16 protein-coding genes and 1 pseudogene are annotated in these 15,999 nt (G+C 74.8%); 9 read left to right on the top strand and 8 right to left on the bottom strand.

What is annotated here, in order from left to right; genetic code table 11:
• Positions 1 to 61 precede the first annotated feature (61 nt).
• Positions 62 to 556, bottom strand: a complete 495-nt coding sequence (locus ABZ576_RS09605; protein WP_360738017.1) for an FBP domain-containing protein — start codon at positions 554 to 556, stop codon at positions 62 to 64.
• Between the two features lie 163 nt (positions 557 to 719).
• Complete coding sequence (locus ABZ576_RS09600; RefSeq protein ID WP_360738015.1) at positions 720 to 1,370, bottom strand: PAS domain-containing protein; 651 nt, start codon at positions 1,368 to 1,370, stop codon at positions 720 to 722.
• Between the two features lie 217 nt (positions 1,371 to 1,587).
• On the opposite strand from ABZ576_RS09600, the gene ABZ576_RS09595 reads away from it, so the two are divergent.
• Together ABZ576_RS09595 and ABZ576_RS09590 are read left to right on the top strand one after the other, a co-directional pair.
• The gene (locus ABZ576_RS09595) at positions 1,588 to 4,791 is read left to right on the top strand and encodes a cytochrome P450 (protein WP_360738012.1); all 3,204 of its coding nucleotides are present in this window, start codon (positions 1,588 to 1,590) and stop codon (positions 4,789 to 4,791) included.
• 174 nt (positions 4,792 to 4,965) lie between these two features.
• Positions 4,966 to 6,255, top strand: a complete 1,290-nt coding sequence (locus ABZ576_RS09590) for an ROK family transcriptional regulator (protein ID WP_360738010.1) — start codon at positions 4,966 to 4,968, stop codon at positions 6,253 to 6,255.
• Between the two features lie 55 nt (positions 6,256 to 6,310).
• On the opposite strand, the gene ABZ576_RS09585 is transcribed toward ABZ576_RS09590, so the two are convergent.
• The 4 genes from ABZ576_RS09585 to ABZ576_RS09570 form a co-directional block, all read right to left on the bottom strand.
• Entirely contained in the window at positions 6,311 to 6,553 is a 243-nt protein-coding gene (locus ABZ576_RS09585; protein ID WP_360738409.1) for a hypothetical protein, read from the bottom strand.
• Positions 6,554 to 6,620: 67 nt separating this feature from the next.
• Positions 6,621 to 7,652, bottom strand: coding sequence for an SDR family oxidoreductase (locus ABZ576_RS09580; protein WP_360738007.1), 1,032 nt, complete (start codon positions 7,650 to 7,652; stop codon positions 6,621 to 6,623).
• A 327-nt stretch (positions 7,653 to 7,979) separates the two neighbouring features.
• Positions 7,980 to 8,636, bottom strand: a complete 657-nt coding sequence (locus ABZ576_RS09575; protein ID WP_360738005.1) for an HAD family hydrolase — start codon at positions 8,634 to 8,636, stop codon at positions 7,980 to 7,982.
• An 85-nt stretch (positions 8,637 to 8,721) separates the two neighbouring features.
• Positions 8,722 to 9,789 carry a PHP domain-containing protein gene (locus ABZ576_RS09570; protein ID WP_360738002.1) on the bottom strand — a complete coding sequence of 356 codons (1,068 nt, stop codon included), beginning with the start codon at positions 9,787 to 9,789 and terminating at the stop codon, positions 8,722 to 8,724.
• Between the two features lie 207 nt (positions 9,790 to 9,996).
• Between ABZ576_RS09570 and ABZ576_RS09565 the strand changes: the two genes are divergently transcribed.
• Genes ABZ576_RS09565 through ABZ576_RS09555 form a run of 3 tightly spaced genes read left to right on the top strand, consistent with a single transcriptional unit; the run spans position 9,997 to position 12,117 of the window.
• The gene (locus ABZ576_RS09565) at positions 9,997 to 10,800 is read left to right on the top strand and encodes an SDR family oxidoreductase (protein WP_360738000.1); all 804 of its coding nucleotides are present in this window, start codon (positions 9,997 to 9,999) and stop codon (positions 10,798 to 10,800) included.
• A 4-nt stretch (positions 10,801 to 10,804) separates the two neighbouring features.
• On the top strand, positions 10,805 to 11,830 hold the full coding sequence (locus tag ABZ576_RS09560; RefSeq protein WP_360738407.1) for a DNA topoisomerase IB: 1,026 nt from the start codon (positions 10,805 to 10,807) through the stop codon (positions 11,828 to 11,830).
• A 35-nt stretch (positions 11,831 to 11,865) separates the two neighbouring features.
• Entirely contained in the window at positions 11,866 to 12,117 is a 252-nt protein-coding gene (locus ABZ576_RS09555; protein ID WP_360737998.1) for a hypothetical protein, read from the top strand.
• A 9-nt stretch (positions 12,118 to 12,126) separates the two neighbouring features.
• Here the strand turns inward: ABZ576_RS09555 and ABZ576_RS09550 are convergent, their stop codons facing one another.
• Both ABZ576_RS09550 and ABZ576_RS09545 read right to left on the bottom strand, forming a co-directional pair.
• A complete protein-coding gene (locus ABZ576_RS09550; RefSeq protein ID WP_360737995.1) occupies positions 12,127 to 13,368 on the bottom strand; it encodes an RICIN domain-containing protein in 1,242 nt (413 codons plus the stop codon).
• A gap of 93 nt (positions 13,369 to 13,461) precedes the next feature.
• Positions 13,462 to 14,019: a VanZ family protein gene (locus tag ABZ576_RS09545; RefSeq protein ID WP_360737992.1), complete on the bottom strand. Its 558-nt coding sequence runs from the start codon at positions 14,017 to 14,019 to the stop codon at positions 13,462 to 13,464.
• Between the two features lie 245 nt (positions 14,020 to 14,264).
• Between ABZ576_RS09545 and ABZ576_RS09540 the strand changes: the two genes are divergently transcribed.
• From ABZ576_RS09540 to ABZ576_RS09525, 4 genes and pseudogenes are all read left to right on the top strand, one after another.
• A complete protein-coding gene (locus ABZ576_RS09540) occupies positions 14,265 to 14,459 on the top strand; it encodes a hypothetical protein (protein ID WP_360737989.1) in 195 nt (64 codons plus the stop codon).
• Positions 14,456 to 14,909 (top strand): annotated as a pseudogene (locus tag ABZ576_RS09535) (MrpF/PhaF family protein). The gene ABZ576_RS09540 and the pseudogene ABZ576_RS09535 overlap by 4 nt, the downstream one beginning before the upstream one ends.
• 66 nt (positions 14,910 to 14,975) lie before the next feature.
• Positions 14,976 to 15,236 (top strand): hydrogenase subunit MbhD domain-containing protein, encoded by a 261-nt coding sequence (locus ABZ576_RS09530; RefSeq protein ID WP_360737985.1) that lies wholly within the window; start codon positions 14,976 to 14,978, stop codon positions 15,234 to 15,236.
• The gene (locus ABZ576_RS09525; protein ID WP_360737983.1) at positions 15,233 to 15,970 is read left to right on the top strand and encodes an MnhB domain-containing protein; all 738 of its coding nucleotides are present in this window, start codon (positions 15,233 to 15,235) and stop codon (positions 15,968 to 15,970) included. Before ABZ576_RS09530 ends, ABZ576_RS09525 begins: the two co-directional genes overlap by 4 nt.
• Positions 15,971 to 15,999: the final 29 nt, after the last annotated feature.

Raw genomic sequence — 15,999 nt, 5'->3', positions numbered from 1 at the left:
CGCTCCTCGGGTACGTCGAACGTGACCAAGCGTGGACGGTTTCTGGCCGTTTCTGTCCGGACTACTCGTAGAGCTTGTCGATGAAGGCAGCCAGGTTGCCCCTCGTACGGGTGATCTGCTCCTCCAGGGTCAGGCTCTCCTCGAACCGGCCACCGGACTCCGGGACCTTCTTGCCGCGCACGTACAGCGAACACGCCAGGTCCGTGCACATGTACAGCCCGACCGAGTTCCCCTCGCGGCCCGCCGCCCCCGCCTTGCGCGCGGTCATCAGCGAGACCCCGCCACCGGGGTGCGTGGTCAGGCAGACCGAGCACATGCTGCGGTGCAGGAAACCGCGCTGCGAGGCCGGGAAGCGCAGGGCGACACCGGCGAGCCGGCCCTCGCGTTCGGTGACCAGATAACTGCGGTCCGGGGCCCCCGGATCCCGCCAGCCGAGGAAGTCCAGATCGTCCCACGGGCGCTCACCCAGGTCCCGGGGGACCGCGAGCCGCTTGGCCTCGCCCTTGGAGCAGTTGACGAAGGAGGCGCGGATGTCCTGCTCGGTGAGCGGTCTCATGGGAGGGGTCCTTCCGGGTACGACGAGTCGAGCGAGCCTAGAGGGTCTAGGTGTCCGGCTAGCGTAATTAGCAAGATGGGGGAGGGGTCAACGGATTTTCCTGCAGCGGAGCACGCCCGGTCAGGGGCTTGCGTCGGCGCAGGGCCCGCCGCCCGTGCCGCCGCTACCCCTCGGCCGGACTCGGACGCGGGGGCCACACGCCCGGGGTCAGGACGCCCAGGACGTACGCACGGGCGATCAGTTCGGTGCGGTTGGCCGCGCCCCAGCGGGCCGTCAGGCGCCGCAGGTGGTAGGTGACGCCGTCCTGGCTGAGACCCAGTTCACGGGCGGCGCGGGCGGTGGTGGCGCCGCCGGCCAGCAGGGCCAGTACCCGCCGCTCCACCTCGGTGGTCCGCACCGGCTCCGGCGCGGGCTCCGGCCCCGGCCCCGGCCGCTCGCCCAGCAGCCGCAGCATGACCAGCAGCGCCGGGGTCGCCCCCACGCTGTCGCTCACCGGATCCGCGGTCAGCTCCCCGTACCGCTCGGCCCCGCCGGGCGCCCGCCAGCACACCGACACCTGGTAGCGGGAGCGGTGCCGCAGCCGCAGCGCCTCGGCGATGCGCTCCACCTGGGTGGCCTCCTGCGGCCGGAACAGCTCCAGCACCTGCCGGCCGCGCAGCCGTCCCGGGGTCGTACCGCACTCCGCGGCCATGGCCGGGTTGGCCAGCACCACCTCCCCGTGCACATCGCACACCGCCACCGGCACCGACACCCGGTCGAACAAGGTGAGCGCACGGTTGCGCCACACCACCGCGTCGGCCCGCTCCGCTTCCATCACACCTCCCGGCCCCCTCCGCCATCCAAGAGGAAGAAGCAGGTCAGCGGCAACTTCGAGGCGTACGGCCCGGCCGGCACCCGCGGACGCCGGCGACGCAAGTCCCGCCGCGCACTTTCCACTGCACGATCGTGTAGTGCGGCGGCGCGGGGCCGCGCCGGCCGTCGACCACCCTGGAACGCAGTAGTCCGCTACCGCGAAAGGCAGTTCTCGCGTCATGCCCCCCACCGCACTGCACCCCGAGCCGGCCGGCACCCTGCCCGGCGTCCCCGTCGTCGACATCACCGCCACCGGTCCAGGACAGACCCCCATCCAGCAGGTCATGGAGCTGATGCGGGCTCACGGCCCCGTACTGGTGCGCCGGCTGCACGGCCGCGAGGCGATGTTCGTCGCCGACGCGGACCTGGTCGCCGACCTGGCCGACGAGGACCGGTTCGCCAAACACGTCGGACCCGCCCTGGAGAACGTACGGGAGTTCGCCGCCGACGGCCTGTTCACCGCGTACAACGACGAGCCCAACTGGGCGAAGGCGCACGACATCCTGATGCCCGCCTTCGCGCTCGGCTCGATGCGCACCTACCACCCCGTGATGCTGAAGGTGGCCCGGCGGCTCATCGACGCCTGGGACCGCGCGGCGCGGACCGGACACCCCGTCGACGTGCCCGGCGACATGACCCGCATGACGCTCGACACCATCGGACTGGCCGGATTCGGCTACGACTTCGGCTCCTTCGCGCGCGAGGAGCCGCATCCCTTCGTGGAGGCGATGGTCCGCTGCCTGGAGTGGAGCATGACCCGCCTGGCCCGTGATCCCGGCGAGGACCACGCGGCGGCCGACGCGGCCTTCCGGCGGGACGCCGGCTACCTGGCCGGGGTCGTCGACGACGTCATCGCCGCCCGCACGGGCACCGACCAGAGCGCCGCCGAGGACCTGCTCGGGCTGATGCTCGGCGCCGAGCACCCCGCCGACGGCACCACCCTGGACCCGGCCAACATCCGCAACCAGGTCATCACCTTCCTGATCGCCGGCCACGAGACCACCTCCGGCGCGATGTCCTTCGCGCTGTACTACCTCGCCAAGCACCCCGCCGTACTCCGGCTCGTGCAGCGCGAGACCGACGCGCTGTGGGGCGACACCCCCGACCCCGAGCCGGCGTACGGCGACATCGGCCGTCTCACCTACACCCGGCAGGTACTCAACGAGGCGCTGCGGCTGTGGCCGACGGCGGCCGCCTTCAGCAGGCACGCCCGCGAGGACACCGTGCTCGGCGGCCGGATCCCGCTGCGCGCCGGCCAGGCCGTCACCGTGCTCGCGCCGATGCTGCACCGGCAGCCCGTGTGGGGCGACAACCCGGAGCTGTTCGACCCCGAGAGGTTCACCCCCGAGGCCGAGGCGGCCCGCCCGGTACACGCCTTCAAGCCTTTCGGCACCGGTGAACGTGCCTGCATCGGACGGCAGTTCGCCCTGCACGAGGCGACCATGCTGCTCGCCCTGCTGGTGCACCGCTACCGGCTGCACGACCACGCCGGCTACCGGCTGACCGTCAAGGAGACCCTCACCCTCAAGCCGGAGGGGTTCACCCTCACGCTGACCCCGCGCACCCCCGCCGACCGCGTGCACGCCCCGCTGCCCGGCACCGTCCCCGCCCCGGCCGCGGGGACCCCGGCGCCGGACGCCCTGCCGGCCCGGGTCCGCCCCGGCACCCGCGCCCTCTTCCTGCACGGCAGCAACTACGGCACCTGCCGGGAGTTCGCCGCCCGGCTCGCCGACGAGGCGGCCGCCGTCGGCTGCGCCACCGAGGTCGCCGCCCTGGACGCCTACGCGGCCGGCCTGCCCACCGACCGTCCCGTCGTCATCACCGCCGCCTCCTACAACGGCCGCCCCACCGACGACGCCGTCGCCTTCTCCGCCTGGCTGGACGGCACCCCCGACCTGACCGGCGTGACCTACGCCGTCCTGGGCGTCGGCGACCGCAACTGGGCCGCCACCTACCAGCAGGTCCCCACCCGCGTCGACGCCCGCCTCGCCGAGCTCGGCGCCACCCGCCTCACCGGCCGCGCCGCCGCCGACGCCTCCGGCGATCTCACCGGTGCCGTGGGGGAGTTCACGACCCGGCTGCGCACCGCGCTGCTGACGCAGTACGGCGACCCGGACGCCACGGACGCCGACGCCACGGATGCCACGCCCCGCACCGCGGCCGGACCCGGCCGTGCCTACGAGGTCCGCACGCTGACCGGCGGCCCGCTGGACGCCGCCGCCGAACGGTACGGCCTCGTCCCGATGACGGTCACCGAGGCGTACGACCTGACCGCGCCGGACCACCCGCGCACCAAGCGGTTCCTGCGCATCGCGCTGCCCGAGGGCGTCACCTACCGCACCGCCGACCACCTGACCGTGCTGCCCGCCAACGCCCCGGAGCTCGTGGACCGTGCCGTCGCCGCGTTCGGTCTCGACGCCGACGCACTCCTGGACATCCGCGCCACCCGCCCGCGCCGTGACGGCCTCGCGGTGGACCGGCCGCTGACCGTACGCCGGTTGCTGACGCGGCACGTCGAACTGCAGGAGCGGCCCACGGCCCGGCAGCTGGCCCTGCTCGCCGACGCCAACCCGTGCCCGCCCGAACGCGCCGCCCTCGCCGCCCTGCCCGGTGACGACCCGCGGACCCTGGTGGAGCTGGCCGAGGACCACCCCGCCCTGCGCGGCGCCCTCGACTGGCCGCTCCTGCTCGACCTGCTGACCCCGCTGCGGCCCCGCCACTACTCCCTGTCCTCCTCGCCGGCCGCGGACCCGCGCCACGCGGACCTCATGGTCTCGGTGCTCGACGCGCCCGCCCGCTCCGGCCGGGGCCGCTACCGGGGCACCGGCTCGGGCCACCTCGCCTCCCTCCGTCCCGGCGACACCGTGTACGCCCGCGTCCAGCCCTGCCGCGAGGTCTTCCGGATCGACGGCTCGGCACCGGTCGTGATGGTCGCCGCGGGCACCGGGCTGGCCCCGTTCCGGGGGGCCGTCGCCGACCGCCTCGCCGCCCGCCGCGCGGGCGCGCACCTCCCGCCCGGACTGCTCTACTTCGGCTGCGACGCCCCCGACGCCGACTTCCTGCACGCCGAGGAGTTGCGGGCCGCCGAGCGGGCCGGAGCGGTGTCGCTGCGCCCGGCCTTCAGCGCCGCGCCCGAGAACGGGGCCGCCTTCGTCCAGCACCGCATCGCCGCCGAGGCCGACGAGGTGTGGCGGCTGCTGACCGCCGGCGCCCGGGTGTACGTCTGCGGTGACGGCACCCGCATGGCCCCCGGGGTCCGCGCGGCCTTCCGTACCCTGTACCGGGACCGCACCCCCGGCGCCGACGAGGCCGCGGCCGAGCGGTGGCTCGACGCGCTGGTGGCGGACGGGCGTTACGTGGAGGACGTGTACGCGGCGGGCTGAGCCGCCGGGGAGGGGGCGCGGTGGGGCACGCGACGCAAGCGGCCCCGCCGCGCCGCCGGCCGCGAGCGGCGGTTCCGCTTAGCTCAGAGCGTGAACTAAGGCTTGGGGAATCTCGCGCGCCGACTGCCCGAAGGGGTATGTTGCAGGTCGGGCATGGTTCGTGAAGGGAGCCACATGGCGGGGCGCAACGGTCGCACGGTTCGCGACCTGAGACGGGGCAACCGCACGGCGGTGCTCCAGCGGCTGTACTTCGACGGTCCGCTCAGCCGGTTCGAGCTGGGCCCGGCCACCGGGCTCAGCTCCGGCTCGGTCAGCAACGTCGTCGCGGATCTCATCGCCGACGGACTGGTCGAGGAGGCCGGAAGCGTCGACTCCGACGGCGGCCGGCCCCGCACCCTGCTGCGGGTCGCCCCGCACAGCGGCCAGATGATCGGCGTCGACGTCGGCGAGACCCGGGTCCGCGTCGAGCTGTTCGACCTCGCCCTCACCGAACTCGCGCGCGTGGAGCGCCCGCTGACCCCGCGGGGCTACGACGCCGAGGTCATCGCGGGCCATATCCGTGAGGGCGTCGCCGAGGTCCTCACCGCCGAGGCCGCCGCGCCCGGCCGGCTGCTGGGCGTCGGTGTCGGCGTCCCCGGCATCGTCGAGCACACCCCGGACCGCGGGGCCGTCGTCCACGGGCAGACGATCGGCTGGGACGCGGTCCCGCTGGAGCGGCTGCTGCGCTCCTCCTCCCGCCTCCCCGAGGAGGTGCCGTACCTCATCGACAACGGCGCCAAGACGCTCGGTCAGGCCGAGATGTGGTTCGGCGCCGGGCGCGGTGCCCGCAACGCGGTGGTCGTGCTCTTCGGCTCCGGTGTCGGCGCCTGCCTCGTCACCCCCGAGGTGGAGCACGGGCGGGCCGTCGAGTGGGGCCACCTGACGGTACGGGTGCGCGGGCGGCGCTGCCGCTGCGGTGCCCCCGGCTGCCTGGAGGCGTACGCGGGGGCAGAGTCGCTGCTGGCGCGCTGGCGCGAGGAGGGCGGGCGGCCGCCCGAGGACGCCGACGAGGAGACCGCGCTCACCGCGATGCTGGCCGCCGCCTACCCGGCCGACGGCGGGGCGCCCGACCCGGTGGCGCTGGCGGTCTTGGAGGAGACCGCCGAGTACCTCGGCGCCGGCCTCTCCGACCTGATCAACCTCTTCCAGCCGGAGCGCATCCTCATCGGCGGCTGGGCAGGGCTCCAGCTCGGCACGCGCTTCCTGCCCGCGGTACGCCGGCACGCGGCGACGTACGCCCTGCGCCACCCGGCCGACAAGGTGACCATCGACCTCGGCCGGCTCGGCCCGGACGCGGTCACCGTCGGCGCCGCCATCCTGCCGCTGGCCGACTTCTTCGCCAGCGGCGGCCGCCGCCCCGAACCGGCCGCCCAGGACCCCCTGCCGGCCTGGCGGACGGCCCTCGAGGAACGGACCCCGCACTAGACGTCACCGGGCCGGCTTGGGCCGTGCCGTCGGCGTCGCCCCCCGGGGCCCGGTATCAGGCCGACGGCTCGTCCGGGGCCGGGTGTCCGGGGTGGACCGTGCCGGAGCGCGGGGCGCCGCGGGGGCCGGTGCCGGACTCGTCGGTGTCCGGGGTGGTGTCCTCGTCCGCCTCGTCGTCGGGCGCGGAACCGGGCGTGACGTCCCAGCGGTCGTCCCCGGCACCGGCCTGCTGGTCGGGCAGGTCCCTCGGTACCGGCCGCTCCTCGGGGCCGGGTTCGTCCTGGTGGCGCTCGGCCATCATGCTTCTCCGCTCCTCGTATGTTCCCGGCCGGCCCGCTCGGCCGGCCGCCGGACCACTCGGCCGATCAGCCGACCTTGCGGCCCCGCATGGGCTCGGTCTCCATCCCGCCGCCCTTCTGCATGCCGTCCAGGAACTCCTTGAAGACCTCGGTCGCCGTGCGCCGGGGCTGCCAGCCCAGCTCGGCACGGGCCCGCCCGCTGTCCATCAGCGGCAGCCGCAGCACGGCGTCGAACAGGTGCGGGGAGGCGGGCAGCAGGTGCAGCCCCCAGGCGGCGGCGATCGCCGACCGGGCCGCCGCCCGCGGCAGCCTCACCGGCCGGGCGCCGAGCAGTTCGGCGAGCACACCGGCGTCGAGCGGGGGATCGGCGGTCAGGTTGAAGGCACCCCGGGTGGAATCCGCGTACAGGGCGAGCCGGTAGGCCTCGGCGGCGTCGTCGGTGTGCAGCGCCTGCACCCGCAGTCCCGGGATGTCCGGCAGGAACGGCAGCAGCTCCGGCCGGGCCAGCGGACCGGGCAGGAAGCGCCCGCCGAAGATCCGCCGCTGCTCGCTCGCCGACTCCCACTTGAACAGGAACGCCGGCCGCATGCGGACGACCCGCACCTCGGGGTGGTCGCGCTCGAACACGTCCAGCGTGCGCTCCAGGTAGGCCTTCTCCCGGCAGTAGGCGGCGTCGGGCCAGCCGTGCGTCGGCCAGGACTCGTCGACCGGGCGGTCCTTGGGTCCCGGCGAGTACGCCCCGACGGAGGAGGCGTGCACCAGCACCGGTACCCGTGCCGCGGCGACCGCCTCGAAGACCCGGATGGAGCCGAGCACGTTGGTCCGCCAGGTGGTGGCCGGATCGTGCGTCGGCTGGAACGCCCAGGCCAGATGGATCACGGCGTCGGCTCCCTCGAACCGCTCGGCGAGGTTCGCCTGGTCCGAGGCCAGGTCGACCGCGGACCACTCGGTCTTCGGCGGCGCCCACTCGGGCGTCCGCCGGGCCAGTCCCCGTACCGACTTGATCCCGGGGTCCTCCGAGAGCAGACGCACCACGCTCGTCCCGACATTGCCGGTGGCGCCTGTCACGACGACCCTGCTGCCCGCTGAGCTGCTCACCTTCGGCTCCTTCCGGTCCTCGCCGCGGAGGCTGCGACCGGCCGGGTACCCGGGGCCCGAGCCGGCACACGCGCCGGCACCGCCGCCCGCGGCACGGGAAAGCCCCGGCCGTGACGGGGGACTCACGGCCGGGGCGGTCGGATGGTGGGCGCGGACGGCGGCCGCCTCGCGGCGAAAGGCTCCACAGGGCTTCAGCCGAACGATCGTCCCTGAGGGCTGGATGTGAGGCCCGGGGACACTGTCCCGTCCGCACCCACGGTTAGTTCAACTGGCAACCACTCAGGGGTGTTCCGGTGTGCCCTGTGACCTGCGACACCTCGGTGACGCTCAGGCCAGCGGGCTCCCGGAGAGCCGTTCCAGCAGGTCGGCGGGGTCGGCGTAGACCGCTTCCGCCCCGGCCTCCGCCAGATCGGCCCGCGGTATCCCGCCGCACAGCAGGCCGACACAGCGCACCCCGGCCTTGCTGCCCGCCTGCATGTCCCACACGGTGTCCCCGACGAACACGGCACGCGACGCCGGGACCCCGGCCAGCTCCAGGGCGTGCTGCACGGGCTCCGGGGCGGGCTTGCCCTCCCGCACGTCGTCGGCGCTGGCCGTGTCCGTGATCGCGTCGTCCGCGTCGATGGCCCGGCGCAGCGCGCCCAGCTCGGCGCCGCTCGCCGAGGTGGCCAGCACCACGGTCCAGCCGTCCCGGCGCAGCCGGCGCAGCAGTTCCCCGGCGCCCGGCAGGGCGGGCAGCCGGTCGAAGTACTGGCCGTACAGCGTCGTGTGCGCGTCGCTCAGCCCGGCGTCCTGCTCCGGGTCGCGGTCCTCGCCCAGCAGGTGCGCGATCAGGTCCGTGGAGCCGAGGCCGACGGCCCGGTGGACGGCGTGCATGGGCACGTCGTGACCCGCCTGGCGGAACGCCTCCCACCAGGTCACGACGTGCAGGTGATTGGTGTCGACGAGCGTTCCGTCGACGTCGAAGACGGCGGCACGGTCCATCCGCGATCCCTTCTCCCGTATCCGAGGGCCCCCGGCACCACCCGGGTCCGCGCCCTGCTCACGCCATGCCCCGGCCTCTCCCGCCTCACCGCCCGGGCCGGGTACCACGCCCCGTTCCCGCCACGCGTGCCGGCACACGCCCCTCCCGCGTCCACGCCAGCAGCTCGTCGGCCGACCACGTGGTCACCACCCGCTCGGCGGGCACCCCGCACTCCTCCGCGCGGGCACAGCCGAGGATCTGCCAGTCCAGCTGGCCCGGAGCGTGCGCGTCGGTGTCGATCGAGAACAGCACCCCGGCCGCCACGGCCGCCCGCAGCAGCCGCCGGGGCGGGTCCAGCCGCTCGGGCCGGCTGTTGATCTCCACCGCCGTGCCCGACTCGGCGCACGCGGCGAACACCTCGTCCGCGTCGAACAGCGATTCCGGGCGCCCCCGGCCCGTCACCAGGCGCCCGGTGCAGTGCCCGAGGACGTCGGCGTGCGGATCGCGCACCGCGGCCACCATCCGGCGGGTCATGGACCGCGCGTCCATCCGCAGCTTGGAGTGGACCGACACCACGACCACGTCGAGCTGCTCCAGCAGCTCCGGTTCCTGGTCCAGCGAGCCGTCCTCCAGGATGTCGCACTCGATGCCGGTGAGCAGCCGGAACGGCGCCCACCGCGCGTTCAGGTCCGCCACCACCGCGAGCTGCTCGCGCAGCCGCGCGGGGGACAGCCCGCGGGCCACGGTCAGCCGCGGGGAGTGGTCGGTGAGCACCGTCCACTCGTGGCCCAGCTCGGCCGCCGCCCGCCCCATCTCCTCGATCGGGCTGCCCCCGTCGGACCAGTCCGAGTGCGTGTGGCAGTCCCCGCGGATCAGTGCCCGCAGCCCGGCGCCGGGCCCCTCGGGGCCGCCGGACGCGTCGGCCTCCGCCTCCAGCTTGCGCAGGTACCCGGGCTCCTCACCGGCGAGGGCCTCGCACACGACCTGGGCGGTGCGGGGTCCGACCCCCTTGAGCGACTCCAGCGTCCCGGCGGCGGCACGCTCGGCGATCTCCCCCTCGGGCAGCGAGCCGAGCACCCGGGCGGCGGTCCGGAAGGCCCGTACCCGGTAGGTGGGCGCGAGCGCCCGCTCCAGCAGAAAGGCGATCCGCTCCAGGGCGGCGACGGGTTCCATGCACTCAAGGTTCACACCGGGCGCCCCGGAAAGGCGCGGGGAACCACGCGCCCGGCTCCCGCCCCGCCCGCACGGGCCCCCGCAGGCGCGGGGAACCGCGCGACGGCCCCCGCCCCGCGGCCCGCGGGACGGCGCCACCCGGTTTGCCGCCACCACCCACGGGTACTGCGGTGCATCGTCCACGTACGCAGCGTGAGGAGGTACGCGATGCCCGACCCAGCAGCGCGACGAACGGCGTTGGTCACCGGCGCGGACTCCGGCATCGGCCGCGCCACAGCCGTACGGCTGGCCGAGGCGGGCCTCGACGTCGGCATCACCTGGCACTCCGACGAGAAGGGCGCGGAAAAGACGGCGGCGGAGGTCCGCGCCCACGGCCGCCGGGCCGAGGTGGCGCGGCTGGACCTGACCCGGCTGCCCGAGGCCGCCGACACCGTGGACAAGCTCTGCGCCGCACTGGGCCGGATCGACGTGTTCGTGAACAACGCCGGTACGGGCACCATGACCCCCTACCTCGACCTGACCCTGGCGGACGTGCGCCGGGTCCTGGACGTCGACCTCGTCGGTCCCTTCCTGTGCGGGCAGCGGGCCGCGCGGCGCATGATCGCGCAGGGCGACGGCGGCCGGATCGTCAACGTCACCTCCGTGCACGAGCACCAGCCCCGGGTCGGTGCGGCCCCCTACTGCGCGGCCAAGGGCGGGCTGGGGCTGCTCACCCAGGTGATGGCCCTGGAGCTGGCCGAGCACGGCATCACGGTGAACGCGGTCGCGCCGGGCGAGATCGCCACCCCGATGACCGGCCAGGAGGACACCGACGTGCACACCGAGCACCGGCCCGGCGTGCCGCTCGGGCGGCCCGGCGACGCCCGCGAGGTGGCCGCCGTGATCGCCTTCCTGGCGAGCCCGGACGCCTCGTACGTCACCGGTGCCTCCTGGACCGTCGACGGCGGCATGCTCCGCATGGGCCCGCAGGCCGGCTCCCACCTGACCAGCGATGACTGGCGCCGGCCCTGAGTCCGTGCGGCTGCGGACCAGTTCCTGCGACCGCCCCGGCTTCCGGCGCATCCGGTCCGGCCGGGGCTTCCGCTACGTCGACGTCGGCGGCGAGCCCCTCACCGACGCCGAGCAGCTCGCCCGGATCCGCGCCCTGACCATCCCGCCCGCCTGGCGGGACGTGTGGATCTGCCCCTGGCCCAACGGCCATCTCCAGGCCGTCGGCACCGACGACGCCGGACGCCGCCAGTACCTGTACCACGAGCGGTTCCGGGCCCAGCAGGAGCTGGCCAAGCACCAGCACGTGCGGCAGGTCGCCCGGACGCTGCCGGAGCTGCGCGCGAAAGTGGCCGCCGACCTGGACGGGCGCGGGCTGAGCCGGCCGCGGGTCACCGCCTGCGCGGTCCGCCTGCTCGACCTCGGCTTCTTCCGCATCGGCAGCGACCGGCACACCCGCACCAGCGAGACGTACGGCCTGACGACCATGCTCCGCGAGCACGTCGTGTGCGGGCGCGGCGAGATCATGTTCAGCTACCCGGCCAAGGGCGGCACCGAGATGGTCCGGGCGCTGGTCGACGAGCAGGCCCACGCGGTGGCCCGCGCCCTGCTGAGCCGCCCGCGCGGCGGGGACCGCTTCCTCGCCTACTGGGACCGCCGCGCCTGGCACGACCTGCACGGCGACGACCTGAACGAGGCGCTGCGCCGGCTGTCCGGCACCGATGTCACCGCCAAGGACTTCCGCACCTGGCACGCCACCGTACTGGCCGCCGTGGCGCTCTCGGTGGCCACCGGGGGCGCCCGGGACACCGAGGCCGCCCGGCGCCGGCAGATCGCCCGGGCCGTCCGCGAGGTGAGCCACTACCTGGGCAACACGCCCGCGGTGTGCCGGTCGTCCTACATCGACCCGAAGGTGTTCGAGCTGTTCGAGCAGGGGGTGACCGTCGCCCCCGTGCTCACCCGGCTGGGCGAACACGGGGACTTCGGCCGTCCCGCGACGCAAGGAGCCGTCGAGGCGGCCGTTCTCGATCTCCTGGACGGCTCCGGTGGATGACCCGTCGGGGCGGCTCGCGTTCTACCCTCGATGGCATGACCGAACAAGCAGCTCCGCACATCTCCCATCCGCGGGTCCTGGTCCACGGCGTGTGCCCGGGCAAGCCGGGCGAGCCGCCGTTCCGGATCATGGAGATCGACGGTCAGGTGGTCGGTGAGGCCAGGACCGTCACCGACGTGCTGGAGGCGGCCGCCGCCTTCGGCATCACCATCCACGACCTGGACGACCCGGACGTGGTCCGCTTCGTGGGCGGGGACAAGTACACCTGGACGCCGCGCCCGCACTGAGCCGACGGCTCAGCCGACCGTCCACTTCTGGTTGGCGCCGCCCGTGCAGGTCCAGATCTGGAGCCTGGTCCCGTTGGCCGAGCTGTTGCCGGTGACGTCGAGGCACTTGTCCGCCTGCGGGTTGACGATGTCGTGCGCCCCGGTCACCGTCCACTTCTGGTTGGGTCCGCCGGTGCAGTCCCACAGCTGGACGGTCGTGCCGTCGGCCGTGCCGTTGCCGGTGACGTCCAGGCACTTGCCGAGCGCCCGCAGGGTGCCGTCCGAGCCGACGGTCCACGCCTGCGCGCCCGTGCCGTTGCAGTCGTAGAGCTGGACCGGGGTGCCGTTCGCGGAGTTCGCGCCGGCCACGTCCACGCACTTGCCCGCGAGCCCCCGGATCGGGACACCGGCCGCGCCGCCGCTCGTCGTCACCGAGACCGAGTCCACCAGCAGGGTCTGCGGGAACTGGGTGGAGCCGTCGGGGTCGCCGGGCCAGTAGCCGCCGACCGCGAGGTTGAGGATCAGGAAGAACGGCTTGTTGAACACCCAGCTCTTGCCGCCCAGGTCGGCCGGGGTCCGGCGCTGGTAGACGTTCCCGTCCACCGACCAGGTGATCGAGTCGGGCGCCCAGTCGACGGCGAAGGTGTGGAAGGCGTCGGCGAAGACCTGCCCGTTCGGCAGGGTGTAGCCGGCGCCTATCCCGCCCGAGCCGGAGTAGCCGGGGCCGTGGATGGTGCCGTGCACGGCCGAGGGCTCGAAGCCGACGTTCTCCATCACGTCGATCTCGCCCGAGTTCGGCCAGCCGACCTGGCCGAGGTCGCTGCCGAGCATCCAGAACGCGGGCCACATGCCCTGCCCGCGCGGAATCTTCATACGCGCCTCGACGTGCCCGTACTGGGCGTTGAACTTCCCGGCCGTGTTCAGCCGGGCGGAGGTGTACTGGCAGCCGCCGTACCAGCACTGGTAGCCGGCCGGGTTCTCCTTGCGGGCCGTGATCACCAGGTGGCCCTGGCCGTCCAGGGCCGCGTTCCTGGTGCCCGAGGTGTAGTACTGCCGCTCGTGGTTGTTGACGTTGTCGCCGGTCTCCAGGGTCCACTTCGAGCCGTCGACCGCGGCGCCCGCGGGTCCGTCGAAGGTGTCGGAGAAGGTGGCGACGGCCGCTGCCGCCGGGGGCGCGGTCTCGGCCCGCGCCGGTCCGACGGCGGCGGAGCCGACCAGGGCCGCGGACAGGGCGGCGAGGAGACATCTGCGGAGCAGGCGTCGGGGGGACATGGCTCTCCGTTCCGGTGGGGGGTATGACAGCTCTTGATTCAAGGCGTGAGATAAGAGGGCGTCAAGAGCTTGGTACGGACCTGCTGCCGACGATCACTCGGCGGACGGCTCGCGCACCCGGCGGTGCACACCCCGCCCGAGCCGCCGCCCCAGCAGCAGCCAACCCACCAGCGCCCCGGCCGTGTTGAGGATGACGTCGTCGATGTCGAAGGCGCGCCCGGTGACCAGCGCCCCCTGCACCAGTTCCACCATCAGCATCACCAGGGCGGTGAGCGCCGCCACCTGGAGCAGCCCCCGGGCGCGCGGCGCCAGGACCGGCACCAGCACCCCGAACGGCACACCGAGCAGCAGGTTCCCACCGATCTGCCGGAGCGCGTCCCGCGCCGACGCCTGTTCGACATAGGCCCGCAGCGAGCGGCCCGGATGCAGGTTGCTGTGCGTCAGGGGCGCCGAGGCGGGCGACGGCTGGAGCGTGATCCGGGCCAGGACGACGGCGAACGCCACCATGCACCCGAAGGCCAGCGCGATCGCCAGCAGCCGGACGGGGAGCGGCAGGGCGTGCCGCGCCGCGCGGGGCGGGCCCTGCTCGGCCGGCCGCCGCTTGCGGGCGGCACGCAGCACCTCGGGCAGGCGTGGTGCGGTACGGGCCATGCGGTCCTCCGGGTCGTCAACTTCCCACCGTTCCCCGCCGGTTACCCGCATCGCGGTCCGGGATGCCACCGAGGCGGCGCGGCCGGGCGCACACCGGCGGGTTCCGTTCACGCTCCCGGGGCACTCCCGCGGCGGACCCGCGTGCCGCCACCGCCGCGCGGGCCGGGCGGTGCTTGGATGACCCCCGGCGGCACTGGCGGACATCTCGCCGCACACCCGTGCGGAGCGGACCGAGGAGGTGCTGGATGACCCGCCGTACGGCCCCGCGTGCCGTCCTCCTCGCCGTCGGTGAACTCCTGGCCTGGTGGGCCGCGCTGGCACTGCTCTGGCTGGTGTTCGTCACGACGGTCGACACCCTGGAACGGATCGTCGGCGGGGCCTGCGCCGCCGCGGGCGCGGTTCTGGCCCGGGCCGGCCGGCGGGCGGTGACCTGGCGGTGAACGGCTGGCTCCTCGCGGCGACGGTCGGACTGGGCGGCGCAGGGGCGGCCGCGCTGTGGGGCGTGAGCAACCGGGCCGCCGGCCCGCCGGCTGATCGCCCAGAACCTGGCCACGACCGCCGTCTGCCCGGTCCTGCTGCTCCTCGCCCACGGCTACGGCCGCCCCTCCTACGTCGATGTCGCCCTGCTGCTCGCCCTGCTCGGCCCGGTCGGCACCCTCGTCTTCGCCCGGCTGCTCTCCGACGACCTGGCCGGCGACCGGCCCGGCGCCTGGGGGCTGACCTGGACGGCGGCCGGGCTCGCGGCGGTGGTCGTGCTCGCCCTCTGCGTGGCCGCCGGGCCCGGCCGGGCGATGGTGAAACTGCTGGTGACCGGTGCCCTGCTGATCGGCGGCAACGTGATCGCCGCACGGGCGCTGGCGGGCGGCTTCCGGGGGGTGCGGGGTGGCTGAGGGGATGCCGGGCCGGGCCGGTGCCCGGTGCGCCGCCGCCGCGGGGTGCCGGAGGGCGGGTGGGCCGTGGACGACGCGGTGATCGCCGTCGCCCTGCTGCTGGTGGCCGCCTGCGCCACCTCGGCCGTCGCCCAGCGCGACCCCGCCCGCCAGGCGCTGGTGCTGTCCGTGCTCGGGGTCGTCCTCGCCGCGCTGTTCACCGCGGTGCAGGCCCCGGACGTGGGCCTGTCGCAGCTGGCCGTCGGCTCCGCCCTCACCCCGCTGCTGATCATGCTCTGCGTGCGCAAGGTCCGCCGCCGCGGCCGGACGAGGGACGGCACCCGGTGAACCGGCTGCGGCTGTGGCTGCTGGCCACCGGCGGCGCGGGCCTGGCCGCCCTGCTGGTCGCCGCCTGCCTCGGCCTGCCCTCCTTCGGCGGACGACGGCACCCCTACGGCGACCGGGCCGTGCACGCCTCGCTCGGCCGGCACACCGCCAACACCGTGGCCTCCGTCAACTTCGACCAACGCGCCTACGACACCCTCGGCGAGATGAGCATCCTGTTCGCCGCCGTCCTCGGCTGCGTGGTGCTGCTGCGCCAGGCCCGCGACGAGCGCCGGGCCCCGCCCGAACCCGCCGAGGTGGCCCGGCCGGTCCGCCGCTACGCCCTGCTCGTGCTGCCCGTCGCCCTGGTCACCGGCCTGTACGTGGTCGCCCACGGCCAGCTCAGCCCGGGCGGCGGCTTCCAGGGCGGGGTCGTCGCCGCGACCGCCGTTCACCTGCTCTACCTCGGCGCCGACTACCGCGCGCTGGAACGTGTCCGCCCGCTCGGCGTCCACGAGACCGCCGACGCGGTCGCCGTCTGCGCCTACCTCGTGCTGGGCCTCGCCGGCATCCTGGCCGGCACCGCGTTCCTCGCCAACACCCTGCTGCCGTACGGCACCTTCAACACCCTGTCCTCCGGTGGCACCGTCCCGCTGCTGAACGCGGCCATCGGCATGGAGGTGGCGAGCGCGGTCGTCGTCCTGCTCGCCCACTTCCTCGACCAGGCCGTCGAGATCGAGGAGGCCGGCCCGACGTGAACACCGTCGCGCACCACAACCGAGCACGG

This window comes from Streptomyces sp. NPDC013455, assembly GCF_040632975.1.
In the GTDB taxonomy this organism is placed as follows: Bacteria; Actinomycetota; Actinomycetes; order Streptomycetales; family Streptomycetaceae; genus Streptomyces.
This window is presented reverse-complemented; position numbering and strand designations above follow the sequence as displayed.

What these genes read in the sequence shown, in the direction of transcription:
- ABZ576_RS09605 (WP_360738017.1), bottom strand. Translation starts at nt 556, where the DNA reads ATGAGACCGCTCACCGAGCAGGACATCCGCGCCTCCTTCGTCAACTGC.
- ABZ576_RS09600 (WP_360738015.1), bottom strand. Translation starts at nt 1,370, where the DNA reads ATGGAAGCGGAGCGGGCCGACGCGGTGGTGTGGCGCAACCGTGCGCTC.
- ABZ576_RS09595 (WP_360738012.1), top strand. Translation starts at nt 1,588, where the DNA reads ATGCCCCCCACCGCACTGCACCCCGAGCCGGCCGGCACCCTGCCCGGC.
- ABZ576_RS09590 (WP_360738010.1), top strand. Translation starts at nt 4,966, where the DNA reads ATGGCGGGGCGCAACGGTCGCACGGTTCGCGACCTGAGACGGGGCAAC.
- ABZ576_RS09585 (WP_360738409.1), bottom strand. Translation starts at nt 6,553, where the DNA reads ATGGCCGAGCGCCACCAGGACGAACCCGGCCCCGAGGAGCGGCCGGTA.
- ABZ576_RS09575 (WP_360738005.1), bottom strand. Translation starts at nt 8,636, where the DNA reads ATGGACCGTGCCGCCGTCTTCGACGTCGACGGAACGCTCGTCGACACC.
- ABZ576_RS09570 (WP_360738002.1), bottom strand. Translation starts at nt 9,789, where the DNA reads ATGGAACCCGTCGCCGCCCTGGAGCGGATCGCCTTTCTGCTGGAGCGG.
- ABZ576_RS09565 (WP_360738000.1), top strand. Translation starts at nt 9,997, where the DNA reads ATGCCCGACCCAGCAGCGCGACGAACGGCGTTGGTCACCGGCGCGGAC.
- ABZ576_RS09555 (WP_360737998.1), top strand. Translation starts at nt 11,866, where the DNA reads ATGACCGAACAAGCAGCTCCGCACATCTCCCATCCGCGGGTCCTGGTC.
- ABZ576_RS09550 (WP_360737995.1), bottom strand. Translation starts at nt 13,368, where the DNA reads ATGTCCCCCCGACGCCTGCTCCGCAGATGTCTCCTCGCCGCCCTGTCC.
- ABZ576_RS09545 (WP_360737992.1), bottom strand. Translation starts at nt 14,019, where the DNA reads ATGGCCCGTACCGCACCACGCCTGCCCGAGGTGCTGCGTGCCGCCCGC.
- ABZ576_RS09540 (WP_360737989.1), top strand. Translation starts at nt 14,265, where the DNA reads ATGACCCGCCGTACGGCCCCGCGTGCCGTCCTCCTCGCCGTCGGTGAA.